Source organism: Mesorhizobium sp. KR2-14 (genome assembly GCF_040049255.1).
GTDB lineage: Bacteria > Pseudomonadota > Alphaproteobacteria > Rhizobiales > Rhizobiaceae > Pseudaminobacter.
The window spans coordinates 164055-178870 of sequence record NZ_JBDZDR010000004.1 but is presented as its reverse complement, the minus strand read 5'-3'; the positions used below and the strand labels follow the sequence as shown (position 1 = coordinate 178870).

The following is a 14816-nucleotide window of genomic DNA, read 5'->3' as shown; positions in this document are numbered from 1 at the left end:
GCGGCTGGCTGCCTCTGCTGGGAAACAGTCGCTAAAGGAGCATCGCCAGGATCATGGCCGACGCGACCAATCCCATGACCGCTGTCGAGATCCATCCGAGCAGTTTGAGCCAGGGGCCGATCGGAGCATCGCCCATTACGCGTCGATCCGAAGACATCAGCATCATGACTGCCAATATCGGAACAGCGGCCACGCCGTTGATCACCGCGCTCCAGTAGAGCGCTTCGATGGGACTGACAGGGCTGAAATTCAGCACGATGCCTACCGCCGTTGCGACTGCGATAGTGCCGTAAAACGCCTTCGCCTGCCTGGGCTTGCGGTCCAGCCCCGTGGGCCAGTGCAGGGTTTCGCCCACCGCGTAAGCTGCGGATCCCGCAAGTGCCGGTACCGCCATGAGGCCGGTGCCCACTATGCCCAGCGCAAAGATCGTTCCCGCCATAAAACCCGCCATCGGCTTGAGCGCTTCTGCGGCCTGTGCCGAGCTTTGGACAGTCGTCACGCCGCTGACGTGGAGCGTCGCGGCAGCCGTCACCATGATTGCCAGCGCAACGATGTTTGATACTCCCATTCCGACCAAAGTATCCTGGGTGATGCGGGAATTCGCGTTCTGGGCCTGTTCGGGCGCCTGCACCAAGGGTTTGCGATCTGCGATGGTTCGAATGTCCTCCACTTCCTGCGAAGACTGCCAGAAGAACAGGTATGGGCTTATTGCCGTGCCGAATATGGCGACGATCGCCACGAGATAATCCTTCTCAAGGGCGATGTGCGGAAGCAGGGCTCCACTTGCCAGCGCCCGCCAATCGACCTCGACCATGAAAAAGGTCGCGACATATGCCAGGACGGCAAAGCTGAGCGTCTTCAAGACGTTCACATAACGCCGGTAAGGTATGTAGACCGGCATGATCACACAAAAGCAGCCGAAGAAAAGAACGTAACCGAGCTGCGGGCCTCCGATGATGACGCGAACGGCATCGGCCATCGCACCTATGTCTGCCCCGAGATTGATCGTGTTTGCGATCAGCAGCAGCGAGACGCAACCATACGCCAGCCAGACCGGATAGTGCTTCCGCAGGTTGCCGGCGATGCCCCTTCCTGTCGCCCGGCCCAGCCGTGCGCTTACGATCTGCACGGAAACCATTAAGGGAAAGGAGACCAGGAGCGCCCAGGTTGGGAGATAGCCGAATTGCGCGCCAGTCTGGGAATAGGTCGCAATGCTGCTGGGGTCGTCGTTCGAAGCGCCGGTGATCAGGCCCGGACCCAGGGCACCGAGCAATCCGGGCTTGGATGAGACTGCCGGTCGGTTGTCCAGCTTCCGGGTCATTAACGTAGGGCTCTTGCCAGGCCGATCCGCCGCCAAAGCCGCCGCTGTGGGCGGAATAGGATCGAGGAGCAAAACCTGCCGCCGGACCAATGGTTCCGGCTCCTGGAAGCTCCCTTTCAACCTGGGACCACCGGTTGCATGGAGAGTGAAAAAATCCGCAAAGCTCGATGGAACCTCGATTCCGGACCGACATTAATCCCCCATCGCCGATTCAGATTGACGGTCAGGGAGCACGGCCTTGGACCCCTTGAGATCAACTGCAAATGGCACCCCATCTGATTTCGTGAATTTGATACCAGCGTTGCGGGCGTTCGCGCGGACCTTTCACAGCGACCCCACGGACGCGGACGACCTGGTTCAGGAAACCCTCACCAAGGGCCTTGCCAATCTGGACAAGTTCGAGGCCGGCACGAGGCTGAAATCCTGGCTGTTCACCATCATGCGCAACGCATTCTACACGCGCATGAAGACCTATGTTCGCGAGGCGCCCGGCGCCCTTTGCTGCGCGTCGACCCGCCCGACCGGTGAGGCCACACAGGAATGGACAATTCGCGGCAAGGAAGTGCTCGCGGCCATCGACCGGCTGCCGATGTCCCACCGCCAGGTTATCATCCTCATAGGTGTGCTCGGCGTCAGCTATGAGGAAACCGCCGATATTTGCGGCTGTGCCATCGGCACCGTCAAAAGCCGATTGAACCGTGCGCGGACCGGCCTTCTTCATGACCTGGGGGAACACTCTACGGAGGCCGTCATAGAGCCGGCTACGCGAGGTTTCTCGCAAGTAGACAGGCGCGGCTGACCCGCGCTCGCGTGGTCATCCCTCCAGGAAAGCGAACAGTGCAGCCCGGTATTTGCGCAATAGAGTATCGATAGCTGCTTTGTCGGAAGAGCTCGCTCGCTCCCTTGCGAAGGTCCAACTGCCTAGCTGGTGGGCTATGTAGCAGGGCATCATGAGCTGAACGAGTTCCCTTTCAATTTCGACGCCCTCCATCTGCCGGCAAAGCCGTTTCAGCTGTGTGGCGGCCAGTTCATGCTCGATCGCAGCCCCTGCAATATCCCAGGCGATATCCTGACAACCTACGATGTCGTGCCCGCTGCTGTGATCGAGGGCATCTGTCTTGAGAAGGGTGCCGTCCGCAAGATGCAGCCATTCGCCCGGATGCAGGCGGCCGTCCGTATCGACGCGGCGCGGTTTTACGCCTTCGACCGAGCCGAAACGCCGGAAGAAAATCTCAAGTCGGTCTGCCTGCCGATTGCCCATGGCTTCGCTGACGTTAAGCCATGCCATTTCGACAAGTTGTTTCAAGCTGGCGCCCGAACCCGGTGCCGGCAGGCGCGCGCGGAAGCTGAGATATTGCGTAAGGCGCGGCAGCAGCCGTTCGTTCGGCACGCGCGCAGTGTGAAGCGTCTCGGCTTCCGCCCATCGCTGCACCAGAAAGCCGTGGCAAAGCGCGATCACCTCCGGAATGAAACCGTTGCGAGCCAGCAACCGACCAGTGTGCAGCTTCCGTTCTCCGTCTTCACCCAATCCGGCAAACTTCAGCAACCATCTCTCTCCGGACGCGAGTGCCAGATATTTTCGGCGCTCCAGGCTCGCGTCGCATGGGAGGGTGCCATTTCCCGCCGCAAATTCCCTCCAGCCGCCGGCGGACATGTCTATCAGGGGGCCCTCGAGCGGCCCGATGACATCTTCAACCCAAGAGGCCAGACAGTGCGCGGGATCGCGCGGCGCCAGAATGGTGCCCCCAAACCGGCACACGTGCCTCTGGCTGGTTCTCCACCGCTGCAGTTGTGCCGGAGCGACGTGTTTTCCGGGATCGTTCGAATGGCTGGGAAAGAAATGAACTTGCCTGTTCGTAACACCGAACCGTTCCAGCCATTCTCCGACTGACGCGAAGGAGCTTCCGGACAGTCCCGGTCCCTCGTCGACAACTGCAAACATGCGCTTGCCATCCGTCACACCGATGCGTCTGGCGAATGACTCGCTGGCGGCAATTCTTCGCTGAAAGGGCGTTCCGCAGGGGCGAACCGTTTCAATCCTGCGCGTTCCAAGTGCCGCGGCGACCATACACGCCAGGCTGGCGCCAATGCTGCGAATGCCTATCACCGAGCTGTCTCGGCACAGGTTCGATCGCCGGGCAGCTTCGTAATAGGCCTCCGGATAGACAGCGTAATATGAAAAGCCTTCGGCCTTGCGAGGCAGCAGGACTTGTTTGCATTCCTGCACAAGGTTCAGGATCCGAAATTCCAGATGCGAATTTTTCAGCTCTCCTGCGAGTTTGCTTTCCCACGAAAGCGCAACATCCGCTGCAAGCAGGCGAACCAGTCGAATGGTCAACGCCCTGCTGCCGGACGGATGATCAAATCCCGTCTTGTTGAATTCGGCATCGGCTACTGCCTGCGCCAGTTCACCGGCCTTTATGAGCGCATTCACCAGCGCTGCGTGGCGGCCTAAGCCGGGCGGCAGATCCTGGACGATCCGCAGGGCTCTGCGGATCGAGGATCGCAACGTCTCCACATCCGACTCCCAAGACCTGTCGCCGTAAATCAGCATTTGCGAGCTGCCTGGATTGAAGTCGCACCGAACTTCCCCGCGCTCCAATTGATCCATGCCCGCGATCCGACCAGCGAGGAACAAAGTTCCTGCGAACAAGTTAGAGCAAGGCGAAACCGGAGTGAGAGCCCCATGGCGCGCGGCAAGGTTCGGATTGGTATCGTGGGGGTGGGGAACTGTGCTTCGTCGCTGGTGCAGGGCCTGACTTACTATCGCGAAGCCCCCGGCAACGAACCCGTGCCCGGGCTCATGAATGTCGACCTCGGAGGGTATCATGTTTCCGATGTCGAGGTTGCCTGCGCATTTGACGTCGCAGCCAACAAGGTCGGCACGGACGTATCGCAAGCCATCTACCTGCCTCCCAACAACACGTGCCGCTTTGCCGATGTTCCGACATTGGGCGTCGTGGTCAAGCGGGGCAGAACACTGGATGGCATCGGAAAATATCTGCGCCAGACGATCGATGAATCGGATCAGCCGGAGGCCGATGTCACCGAGACGTTGATTGCGGCCGAAACCGATGTGGTGGTCTGCTATCTTCCGGTGGGCTCCCAGAAAGCCACCGAATGGTACGCGGAGCGCGCGCTCGAAGCCGGCTGCGCTTTCGTCAATTGCATCCCGGTGTTCATCGCCTCAAGGAGCGAATGGGCCGAGCGCTTCGAGAGCCGCGGCCTGCCGCTGGTGGGAGACGACATCAAAAGCCAGGTCGGCGCGACCATTGTCCACAGGCAGCTGGTCAATCTTTTCCGCGAGCGCGGCGTTCGGCTCGACCGCACTTATCAGCTCAACTTCGGCGGCAATACCGACTTCATGAACATGCTCGAGCGCGAGCGGCTGGAGTCGAAGAAGATTTCGAAGACGAATTCCGTGACGAGCCAGTTGGGCATGCCGCTGGTGCGCGAGGCCATACATGTCGGTCCGAGCGATTACGTGCCCTGGCTCGCAGACCGCAAATGCGCATATATCCGGCTTGAGGGTACGACCTTCGGTGGGGTGCCGCTCAGCGCGGAACTGAAGCTCGAGGTCTGGGACTCCCCAAACTCGGCTGGGGTCGTGGTCGATGCTGTCCGCTGTGCCAAGCTTGCGCTGGACCGCGGTATAGGCGGCCCCCTTGTCGGACCCTCCAGCTATTTCATGAAATCTCCCCCGCAGCAGTTCACAGACGCGGAAGCGCGCGAGCGCACCCTCGCCTTCATAGCAGGCGATCGCGCGCTGCATCGGGATTCCCTTTCGTGAGTTGCACCCTCTTCCTCGTTCGTCATGCCGCGCACGAAGCTGGTGAAGGCGTGCTCCTCGGCCGCATGGTCGACGCTGCCCTCAGCCGCGAGGGGATCGCCCAGGCGACACGTCTGGCAGAACGGCTGCAGCACAGAGACGTTGCCTGCGTAGTGTCCAGTCCACGAACGCGCGCCTTTCAAACCGCTTCAATCATCGCGGCAGGCTGCCGAGCCGGGCAGCCGGCAATCGAACCGGCGCTGGATGAAATCGACTTCGGTGAATGGTCCGGCAAGAGCTTTACCGAGTTGCAGGACGACCCGCGCTGGCGCCGCTGGAACAGTCTTCGCGATCAGGCCGCGACGCCGGCAGGCGAGACAATGGATGATGTCGAGGACCGGCTGCGCACCTGCCTCTTAAGGCTATCCGCGCTGCACCAGGGAGGCGCCGTGGTTCTGGTTACCCACGCGGAAATCGTGAGGGCTGCGATATTCCATTGTCTTGGATTGTCCGCCGCCAACTGGTCCCGGTTCGAGGTTGGATATGCTTGCCTGTGTGAGCTGGAGGCAAGGGATGGGGAATTTGGATTGGTGAGCCTGAAGGAGCCCGCAGAGGAGTTTCCGGGTTAGCAAAGGAGTGGGTTTTGATGCAGCTCAGTCGGGAAGAGGTCCGACGACGCATTGCAGAGCTTGGGCCCTGGTTCCACAACATGAACATCGCCGGCGTCCAGACGGCGCCGGACCACTATCTGGGCGACTATCCGAACGTGAAGTGGCGACGCTTTTGCACGGCAATTCCCGATGACCTGCGCGGCTGCACGGTTCTGGACATCGGGTGCAATGCGGGCTTCTACGCCATAGAAATGAAACGCCGGGGAGCGGACCTCGTCGTCGCGATCGACCATGACGAGGCATATCTCGCCCAGGCCCGATTCGCCGCAAGCATGCTTGAGGTGGACATCCTTTTCCGGCAGCTCTCCGTTTACGACGTGGGTGTCCTTGCGCGGAAGTTCGACATCGTCCTGTTCATGGGCGTGTTCTATCATTTGAGACACCCGCTGCTCGCGCTCGATCTCATTCGCGAGCACGCAGTCTCCGGTCTCCTGGTTTTCCAGTCGATGCAAAGAGGCTCCGAGGCGAGCTTCGAGGCCGCAGAGGATTATCCGTTTTCCGAGCAGGAGGTCTTCGATGCCCCGGAGTTCCCGAAGCTCCACTTCATAGAACACCGCTACGCGGAAGATCCGACCAACTGGTGGGTGCCGAACCGTGCGTGCGTGGAAGCCTTGTTGCGGAGCTCGGGTTTCCGCGTGCTCGGTCGGCCAGAACCGGAGGTCTATCTCTGCGAACCTGCCGAAATCCCGTTCGGCGCCGGCGCCGTCTATCCCGAAATGCGAGGGTGACATGATTGAAGCGGCGATGATCTGGAACGAGCCCAACAACAAGTCGCACTGGGATCCGGAGCTCGATCCTGAGTGGACGCTGTTTTCACAAATGGCGATATTGGCGGCGGATGCGATTGCGGCGGAGAACGGGTCCATCTGCAAGGTGCTGGGCGGGATTTCGCCGATAGACTCCGCCTTCATCAGGCGCATGTCGGCCCATGGCGTGCTTGACCATGTCGACGCAGTGGCGGTCCACGGCTTCCCGCTCGATTGGAACCTCTGGCAGATCCACGAGTGGCCCGACAAGCTGGAGGAAATTCGCGCAGTGACCGATCTGCCTGTGTGGGTCAGCGAGGTCGGGGTTTCATCCTTTGGGGCGGAAGAGGTGCAACTGTGGGGCTTGCGGAGAACCGCAGAGCTGCTCAGGGGCCGGGCACCCAGGGTCCAGTGGTACAGCCTCTTTGATCTGCCGCGCGCCTGGGAGGCAACGACCCGCCACCGCGAAGCCGAGGGCTCATCCTACTATCGCCACTTCTACATGGGCCTCATTCGGGAAGACGGTTCGCCAAAGCCGGCTCTCGAAGAGTTTGCCGAGCACGCAGCCGATCTTGGCATCGTCCAGTGGTTCCATTTCGAAGACCATCGTCTGGACGACGCGGTGGCGTGGCTCAGGCGACTTGGCGTCAGGTCACTGCGCACCGGGCTTTCTTGGGCAGACAGTTTTCGGCCGGATGCCCTGCGCTGGTTCGACCGGCAGATGGAAGCCCTGCGCGAGCTGGACGTGACGCTGACCTTCTGCTTCACTCCTGAGCACAGGGGTCTGGCACCCCACCACACCAGTCCGCCGCTTGTCCCGGAGGAGTATGCGGAGTTCTGCGCGGCGATGATACGGCGCTATGCAGGTGCGTCTTCGTCGGCCAACCCGCTGCCGCAGACCGTGACGGTCCTCGGCTAGCCTCGCTCGGGCACTGCCTTCATGGATCGCTCGTATATGGTCCGGCCGCTTCGCTCATCTATGCCGATGAGGCGAACCTCGTAGCCCCACAGGGCCGCGAGATGGCGCAACGTTGCGTCCCGGCTCTCCTCCTGCAGCAAGACGCCGTCGTGAATCCTGTGCTGCACCAGCAAGCAGCGATCGCCCGCCAGGTTCGCCCCGATCACCTGGATGTCGGGCTGACGGCTGGCGATGTCATAGCTGTGGGCCAGAGTGGAACGGACCGTTTCATAGCCGCGATCGTCATGTATGGCCGCGACCTCCACATAGCTGTTGCTTGCGTCGTCCGAGATGGCGAACAGACGCAACTTGCGGATCAGATTCGGGCTGAGAAATTGCCGGACGAAGGATTCGTCGCGGTGGCTTGCCCATGCCTCCAGCAAGACCTCCAGCCACGCCCCCGTGCCCGCTATCTCGGGGAACCACTCCCGGTCTTCGGGAGTGGGCTGCACGCATATTCGTTGAATATCCCGCATCATCTCGAAGCCGAGCGCATAGGGGTTCAAACCGCCATAGCGCAGATCATCGAAGCCCGGCTGGAAAATCACTTCCGAGTGGTTCTGGAGGATCTCCAGCATGTGACCTTCTTCGATCAGCCCCCGTTCGAACATGAGGTTGGTGATCGTGTAATGAACGAACGTCGCGCAGCCCTCGTTCATCATCTTCGTCTGCCGCTGCGGATAGAAATACTGCGCGAGATAACGCACGATGCGTACGATTTCCTTTTGCCACGGCTCCAGGATGGGGCTGTTCTTTTCGACAAAGTACAGGATGTTCTCTTCTTCGGTGGGCTGGTCGCCAGCGCCCCCCTCACCGCCGGCGCTCTTGAAAGCAGACGGCAGCGTGCGCCATAGGTCGCTGAAAATGCGCTCCGCGTGTGCAACTCTCTCGCGCTCGCGGGCTTTCTGCTGATCGGCCGAGAGGCGCCCTGGCCTGCGGTAGCGAAAGATGCCCTGATCCATCAACGCGTGGGCGGCATCGAGTATGCGCTCAACGGCCGCCACGCCGTGCCGTTCCTCGCATTGCCTGACGAAGTTCTTTGCGAAATCGAGATAGGTCAGGATGCCGCCGGCGTCGGTCCACTGACGGAACGACTGGTTGTTCTTGAAGAAGTGGTTATGGCCGAAAGCGGCGTGCGCGATGACCAGCGTCTGAAGGGCCGCCGTGTTGCCTTCCATCAGATAGCAGATGCACGGATTGGAGTTGATCACCATCTCGTAGGCGAGACCAGTGTGACCCTTTCGATAAAGCTGCTCTTCGCGCAGGAAGCGTTTTCCGAAGGACCAGTGCCCATACATCAGCGGCATTCCGATCGACGAATAGGCATCCAGCATTTGCTCGGCGGAAATGATTTCCAGCTGGTTGGTGTATGTATCCAGGTGCAGATCCTTGTGCGCGATCTCCTCGATCGCGTCATAGACCCTCTGGAGAATGTCGAAATTCCAGTCCGACCCGTGGAACAGGGGATGCTGCAAGTCAGCGTGCATCTCGTCCTCCTATCCGGCCCGCACGGGGCCGTGCTTCGAGAACAGATGCCGAAAGACCGGATAGATGTCTTCTGGCGCTGCCAGGCGCACCATTTGCAGCCGCGGGTGCTTTTCACTGATTGCCCGATAGGACTTCCATAGCGGCGTGCCGTTTGTTGCCGAACGGAAAATGTCGCGCTCGCGGGCGTCGATGATTTCGACATAGGCGAAGTACTGGCATTTCGCGAGCAGTCCGCCCTCCAGGATTTCCTGGCAGCGGTTGGAATCGTAAGGGGAGTTGTCCCCGTCCGACGCCTGCGCCGCGTAGATGTTCCATTCGCTGACCGGATATTTCTCGGCGATCACACGCCGCATCTCGTCGAGCGCCGACGAAACGATCGTGCCACCGCTTTGAGTGCTGTAGAAGAATGTCTCCTCGTCGACCACCTTGGCTTCGTGGGTGTGCCGAATGAACACGATTTCAGTGCGTTCATATCGACGCTTCAGAAACAGGTGCAGGAGTACGAAGAAGCGCTTGGCAAGGTCCTTTTCGCGCTCGCCCATCGAGCCCGACACGTCCATCAGGCAGAACATGACCGCCGCCGTATTGGGCAACGGGTGGGCCTCGAAACGATTGTACCGGATATCGAGCGGATCAACGTAGGCCACCAGCTTCCGGCGTTGGGTCAACCTTCGCAACGTCTCCTGGAGCTTCAGGAGCTTGAGGCGAACCGTCGGGGTCTGTTCGCGGCCTTCCAGCTCCGCTATCTGTCCCGCGACTTCCTCAAGCTCGTCCCTTGAAGGCCGCTTGAGCGCTATCCGCCGACCCAGGCTGTTGCGCATCGTCCGGCCCACATTGATGTTCGCCGGCGTGCCTGTGGTGGTGTAACCGGATCGGCGGAACTTGAATGTCGGCGTCTCCTTGAGGTGCAGCTTGATCATGTCCGGCAATTCAAGGTCTTCGAAGAAGAGGTCGAGAACCTCATCCCTGTTCAACACAAACTGGAAGTCGTCATCCGAGGCGCCGCCGCCAGCCTGATGGCCAAGCTGGCCGCCAAGCTGCCCATGCTTGGGGATGCGGTCGCCGGCCGAATATCTGGTATTTCCCGGCAGGACGACCGCTCTTCGTCCGGATGCGATGGACTGGCGAAAGCTCGGCTCGCTGGTGGTGCTGCTCGAGACCGACATGGGCTGGTCGGAATCCACGTCCGCTATCCTGGTCGTCTTCAGTTTTCTGTCGAAGGCATGCCGCAGTTCGTCTCTCGCCCGGCGCAGGAAGCGCTGGCGATTTCCCAGACTTCTGTCCTTCGGGTTGAGGCGCCGGTCAATAAAGTGAGACATCTAGCCGGCCTTGTTTACGCGCATGTACCAGTCGACGAGACGACGAACCTGACGTTCCGTGTAGCCGCGCTCCTTCATACGCTCCACGAATTCCCGGTGCTGCTTCTGCGTAGCGCTGTCCTGTTTGGACCCGAAGCTGATAACCGGCAGAAGGTCCTCGACCTGGCCGAACATCTTCTTTTCGATGACTTCGCGCAGCTTTTCGTAGCTGGTCCATGACGGGTTCTTGCCGGCGTTCTTCGCACGCGCCCGCAGCGCGAACTTGACCACTTCGTTGCGGAAATCCTTCGGGTTCGAAATACCCGCCGGCTTTTCGATCTGGGATAGCTCGCTATCCAGGATTTCACGGTTCAGAAGCTGCCCCGTGTCCGGATCCTTGTAATCCTGATCTTCGATCCAGGCGTCGGCGTATGCAATGTAGCGGTCGAAGAGGTTCTGGCCGTATTCGCTGTAGGATTCGAGATAGGCCTTTTGAATCTCATGGCCGATGAAGTCGGCATAACGCGCTGCAAGGTCGGACTTGATGAAGTTCAGGTATGCGCTTTCGACCTCGGCAGGGAACTGCTCGCGGCGAATGGCTTGCTCGAGCACATACATGAGATGGACGGGATCGGCAGCAATCTCCTGGGTGTCGAAGTTGAAGGTCTCTGACAGCACCTTGAATGCAAAGCGGGTGCTGACGCCGGTCATCCCTTCGTCCACGCCGGCCACATCGCGATACTCTTGGATCGACTTGGCCTTCGGATCCACATCCTTCAGGTTTTCGCCGTTGTAGACACGCATCTTCGTGTAGCGCGGGGAGTTTTCATGCTCTCCCAGCCGGGTGGAAACCGTGAACTTGCTCAGAATGTCCAGCACTTCCGGTGCGCACGGGTTATCCGCCAATTCGCTTTCGCGCAGAAGCTTTTCGTAGATCAGCTTTTCTTCCGAGAAGCGCAGGCAATACGGAACCTTGATGACCAGGATGCGGTCGAGGAAGGCTTCGTTGTTCTTGTTGTGCTTGAACTGGAGCCACTCCGACTCGTTCGAGTGCGCAAGAACGATTCCCTGATATGGAAAAGCTCCGAAATTCTCGGTGCCGTTATAACTGCCCTCCTGCGTCGCCGTCAGGAGAGGATGCAGCACCTTGATCGGCGCCTTGAACATCTCGACAAATTCCAGCAGCCCCTGGGTGGTCCGGTTCAATCCGCCGCTATAGGAGTAGGCATCCGGATCCGACTGGCTGAAATGTTCCAGCTGCCGGATATCCACCTTGCCGACCAGCGAAGAAACATCCTGGTTGTTTTCGTCGCCCGGTTCGGTCTTGGCGATGGCGATCTGCTTCAGCCGGGAGGGCATGAGCTTGACCACGCTGAAGGTCGAGATGTCCCCATCCGCCTCGGCCAGCCGCTTCACCGCCCACGGAGAAATGAGGCCGGTCAGCCGCCTGCGCGCCACGCCGTACTTGTCCTCGAGCAGGTCGCCCAGGGTATCGGGATCGAACAGCCCCAGGGGAGACTCGAATACCGGGCTGACTTGTCCCTTCACCTTGAGCGTATAGATCGGCTCCTTTTCCATCAGCTTCTTCAGCCGCTCGGCCAGCGATGACTTGCCGCCGCCGACTGGGCCGAGCAGGTAGAGGATCTGCTTTCGCTCCTCCAGGCCCTGAGCCGCATACTGGAAATAGCTGACGATCCGCTCGATCGTGTCCTCCATTCCGTAAAAATCGGAGAAGACGCCATACCGACGTATGGTTCTGTTCATGAAGATGCGGCCCAGCCGCTCGTCCTTGCTGGTGTCGATCAATTCGGGCTTGCCGATAGCCTGCACCATCCGTTCCGGCGCGCTGGCGTACATCTGGGGATTGTCGCGACAAGCGAGCAGGAATTGCTGCAGGCTCATCTCCTCCGCGGCTTCTCGCGCGTAGCGCTCCGAAACCAATCTGAAAATGTCATGTTGTTGCTCTACCGGCATGTGGCACCCGACCAATTTTTCCGCCCAGCGGGCTCTCCGTCAGAAACTGTGATCGGGCATCAAATGTTCCCACCTGTTTGCGAAGTGCTTCAAACTGTCCGCGCGAGCGGAACTTTGGTCATCTCATCTCATTGCTTTGCGGATGAGCGATGCATACCGGCAAACCTGACACCCTCTTTCATGTGACGGACGAGCAGCCTGGCATCCGGCGGCGCCGGGTTGGCCGTGGCTTTCGCTACCTGCGCGCGGACGATCAACCAGTCACGTCTCCAGAGACGCTCGAGCGCATCAAGAAGCTGGCTATTCCACCCGCTTGGGTGGATGTGTGGATATGCCCATCGGCGAGAGGGCATATCCAAGCGACCGGAAGGGACCAGAAGGGCCGCAAGCAATACATCTATCATCCCATGTGGATGGAAGAGCGGGATCTCGCGAAATTCGACAAGCTGACGGGTTTCGCGAACGTCCTTCCTTCCTTGCGGCAAAGAGTCGATGACGACCTGAGGCAAAGAGGAACCCCTCGCGAAAAGGCAATAGCAACGGCTGTCTGGCTCCTCGACCAGACCTTCATCCGCATCGGCAACGAAGCCTACACTGCAAACGGAAGCTACGGCCTCACGACGCTTCGGTCGCGGCATGTGGTGGTAGGTACCGCAGAACTGAAATTGCGGTTCAGAGGCAAGGCCGGGAAGCAGTGGACCGTCAAGGTTTCCGACCGACGCATAGCAAACACGGTCCGCCAGATACTGGACCTGCCTGGCCAACGTTTGTTCCAGTATCTGGACAGCGATGGCCAACCGCATCCCATTACTTCGACCGACGTGAACGGCTATATCGCCGAAGCAATCGGGGCTGATTTCAGCTCCAAATTCTTCAGGACCTGGGGCGGCACCACGAGAGCCGCGCAGCTATTGTCCAGCACCCCTCTTCCGTCCGCCGCAACGCCGGCAAAGAGAGTTCTCAACTCGACGATCGACCGAGTGGCTGCCGAATTGCGCAATACGCGAGCAGTGTGCCGACAAAGCTACATCCATCCCGCAGTTATCGAGCACTGGCAGGCGGGCAGCCTCACGGAAGAAATGGAGCGCATCGCCCGCGGGGCGGATGAGGCGCCATCCCATCTCAGCCAGGAAGAGCACGTCGTGCGCATATGGCTTTCCGAATACGGTCGGCAGCAGAGCTAGCCCCAGGATCGCGCGCAAGGCAATTGGTCCCGGGTGGCGGAGCCGGTGAACTTCCAGGCTCCTTGCGAGTTGGGAACAAGGCCTGTCCTTCCTCCGGTGCCAAATGTCCAAGCAAAGGCAAGAGACATCCAGCCCAAACACAGCGGGTCGTCGTTCCGGTCGTGCTGCCCGGATCGGCAACGCCATCATCACCGGCGCCGCGGATGACGATCCCTCCGCCATCGGCACCTATGCGAGCGCAGGCGCGCAGTTCGGATTGGGTATCCTGTGGATCGCGCCGCTCCTCCTGCCGATGATGTATGTGGTCGTGTACATATCGGCAAAGCTTGGACAGGTGAGCGGAAAGGGCCTGTTCGGCGTCATTCGTGACCGATACCCGCGCATGGTGCTTTACCCGCTTGTGGTCGGCGCATTCGCCGGCAATATCATCGAAGCAGCGGCAAATCTCGGAGGCGTCGGCGCGGCGCTCAATCTGCTTGTGCCGCTGCCGATAACGGTATTCGTGGTCTGCGTTGGAGCCATCATCGTCTCAGTCCAGGTTTTCGGCTCCTACTTTCTTCTGCGCCGGATCTTCAAATGGCTCACGCTGGCGCTTTTTGCCTATGTCGCGGCCGCCGCCATGGCAAAGCCGGACCTGATGGAGGTCCTCCACGCCACCGTCTTTCCACGCGTGGAGTTCACGACGGAGTTCATGTCGATCGTGGTTGCGTGCATCGGGACCTCGCTTTCGGCCTACGTCTACACTTGGCAATCGAACCAGGAGGTCGAGGACGAAATTGCCCTTGGTCGGAAGGAGCTGTTTCAGCGAAAAGGCGCCACGGACGAGGAACTTTCCGACAAGCGCCGGGACGTCCTGACCGGAATGGTTTTCGCCAATATCATCCTCTACTCCATCATTCTTTCCACCGGCGTCACGCTTCATCCTGCGGGGGAAACTCATATCGAGACCGCGGCCCAGGCCGCCGCTGCGCTGGAGCCGTTTGCGGGCGAAGGTGCGAAATATCTGTTTGCGCTGGGCGTGGTGGGAGTGGGCTTCCTCGCCATTCCCGTCATGACGACCGGCGCCGCCTACGATCTCCTGCAGGCGTTCGGCAAGAAGGCCAGCCTGCACGCCAAGCCGGCCGACGCCAAGCTGTTCTATGGCGTCATCGCGGCGGTGACTCTGATCGCCGTGATCCTCAATTTCCTCGGGTTCAGCCCAATGCGCGCGCTGGTCTGGTCGGGTATCGTACAGGGCTTCTCCGTGCCGCCACTGCTGTTGATGATGTTGCTGATGACCGGCGACAGGCGCGTCATGGGCGAGCGCAGAAACGGATGGCTCACCAATTTCCTTGGCTGGGCCACCACCACTGTGACCTTCCTGGCCCTCATTGCCCTGGCGGTGACTTGGTTCCTCTGAGTTCAGCA

Annotated in this window: 12 protein-coding genes; 7 read left to right on the top strand and 5 right to left on the bottom strand. The window is 60.1% G+C overall.

Annotated features, from left to right (window positions below; all coding sequences use genetic code 11):
- Positions 1-31: 31 nt before the first annotated feature.
- Positions 32-1441: an Nramp family divalent metal transporter gene (locus ABLE86_RS12945; RefSeq protein ID WP_348779372.1), complete on the bottom strand. Its 1410-nt coding sequence runs from the start codon at positions 1439-1441 to the stop codon at positions 32-34.
- Positions 1442-1559: 118 nt separating this feature from the next.
- On the opposite strand from ABLE86_RS12945, the gene ABLE86_RS12940 reads away from it, so the two are divergent.
- Positions 1560-2120: a sigma-70 family RNA polymerase sigma factor gene (locus ABLE86_RS12940; RefSeq protein ID WP_348779371.1), complete on the top strand. Its 561-nt coding sequence runs from the start codon at positions 1560-1562 to the stop codon at positions 2118-2120.
- Positions 2121-2135: 15 nt separating this feature from the next.
- Here ABLE86_RS12940 and ABLE86_RS12935 read toward each other — a convergent pair whose 3' ends face one another.
- Complete coding sequence (locus tag ABLE86_RS12935; protein ID WP_348779370.1) at positions 2136-3932, bottom strand: hypothetical protein; 1797 nt, start codon at positions 3930-3932, stop codon at positions 2136-2138.
- Between the two features lie 75 nt (positions 3933-4007).
- Here ABLE86_RS12935 and ABLE86_RS12930 point away from each other — a divergent pair, with 75 nt between their 5' ends.
- The 4 genes from ABLE86_RS12930 to ABLE86_RS12915 are packed head-to-tail and all read left to right on the top strand — an operon-like array spanning position 4008 to position 7426.
- Positions 4008-5111 carry an inositol-3-phosphate synthase gene (locus ABLE86_RS12930; RefSeq protein WP_348779369.1) on the top strand — a complete coding sequence of 368 codons (1104 nt, stop codon included), beginning with the start codon at positions 4008-4010 and terminating at the stop codon, positions 5109-5111.
- A complete protein-coding gene (locus tag ABLE86_RS12925; protein ID WP_348779368.1) occupies positions 5108-5719 on the top strand; it encodes a histidine phosphatase family protein in 612 nt (203 codons plus the stop codon). The genes ABLE86_RS12930 and ABLE86_RS12925 overlap by 4 nt, the downstream gene beginning before the upstream one ends.
- A gap of 17 nt (positions 5720-5736) precedes the next feature.
- Entirely contained in the window at positions 5737-6489 is a 753-nt protein-coding gene (locus ABLE86_RS12920; RefSeq protein ID WP_348779367.1) for a TIGR04290 family methyltransferase, read from the top strand.
- 1 nt (position 6490) lies between these two features.
- Positions 6491-7426, top strand: coding sequence for a beta-xylosidase (locus ABLE86_RS12915; RefSeq protein ID WP_348779366.1), 936 nt, complete (start codon positions 6491-6493; stop codon positions 7424-7426).
- Here ABLE86_RS12915 and ABLE86_RS12910 read toward each other — a convergent pair.
- The 3 genes from ABLE86_RS12910 to ABLE86_RS12900 are packed head-to-tail and all read right to left on the bottom strand — an operon-like array spanning position 7423 to position 12225.
- The gene (locus ABLE86_RS12910) at positions 7423-8940 is read right to left on the bottom strand and encodes a SpoVR family protein (protein ID WP_348779365.1); all 1518 of its coding nucleotides are present in this window, start codon (positions 8938-8940) and stop codon (positions 7423-7425) included. The genes ABLE86_RS12915 and ABLE86_RS12910 overlap by 4 nt on opposite strands.
- Positions 8941-8961: 21 nt before the next feature.
- Positions 8962-10272, bottom strand: coding sequence for a YeaH/YhbH family protein (locus tag ABLE86_RS12905; protein WP_348779364.1), 1311 nt, complete (start codon positions 10270-10272; stop codon positions 8962-8964).
- Positions 10273-12225, bottom strand: a complete 1953-nt coding sequence (locus ABLE86_RS12900; RefSeq protein ID WP_348779363.1) for a PrkA family serine protein kinase — start codon at positions 12223-12225, stop codon at positions 10273-10275. It abuts the gene before it with no gap.
- Positions 12226-12374: 149 nt separating this feature from the next.
- On the opposite strand from ABLE86_RS12900, the gene ABLE86_RS12895 reads away from it, so the two are divergent.
- Together ABLE86_RS12895 and ABLE86_RS12890 are read left to right on the top strand one after the other, a co-directional pair.
- Positions 12375-13409, top strand: coding sequence for a DNA topoisomerase IB (locus tag ABLE86_RS12895; RefSeq protein WP_348779362.1), 1035 nt, complete (start codon positions 12375-12377; stop codon positions 13407-13409).
- 103 nt (positions 13410-13512) lie between these two features.
- Positions 13513-14808: a divalent metal cation transporter gene (locus ABLE86_RS12890; protein ID WP_348779361.1), complete on the top strand. Its 1296-nt coding sequence runs from the start codon at positions 13513-13515 to the stop codon at positions 14806-14808.
- The last annotated feature ends 8 nt before the right edge of the window (positions 14809-14816 follow it).

Coding starts and splice junctions, on each gene's coding strand:
- ABLE86_RS12935 (WP_348779370.1), bottom strand. CDS start 3,932: ATGGATCAATTGGAGCGCGGGGAAGTTCGGTGCGACTTCAATCCAGGC.
- ABLE86_RS12930 (WP_348779369.1), top strand. CDS start 4,008: ATGGCGCGCGGCAAGGTTCGGATTGGTATCGTGGGGGTGGGGAACTGT.
- ABLE86_RS12920 (WP_348779367.1), top strand. CDS start 5,737: ATGCAGCTCAGTCGGGAAGAGGTCCGACGACGCATTGCAGAGCTTGGG.
- ABLE86_RS12915 (WP_348779366.1), top strand. CDS start 6,491: ATGATTGAAGCGGCGATGATCTGGAACGAGCCCAACAACAAGTCGCAC.
- ABLE86_RS12905 (WP_348779364.1), bottom strand. CDS start 10,272: ATGTCTCACTTTATTGACCGGCGCCTCAACCCGAAGGACAGAAGTCTG.
- ABLE86_RS12900 (WP_348779363.1), bottom strand. CDS start 12,225: ATGCCGGTAGAGCAACAACATGACATTTTCAGATTGGTTTCGGAGCGC.
- ABLE86_RS12895 (WP_348779362.1), top strand. CDS start 12,375: ATGCATACCGGCAAACCTGACACCCTCTTTCATGTGACGGACGAGCAG.
- ABLE86_RS12890 (WP_348779361.1), top strand. CDS start 13,513: ATGTCCAAGCAAAGGCAAGAGACATCCAGCCCAAACACAGCGGGTCGT.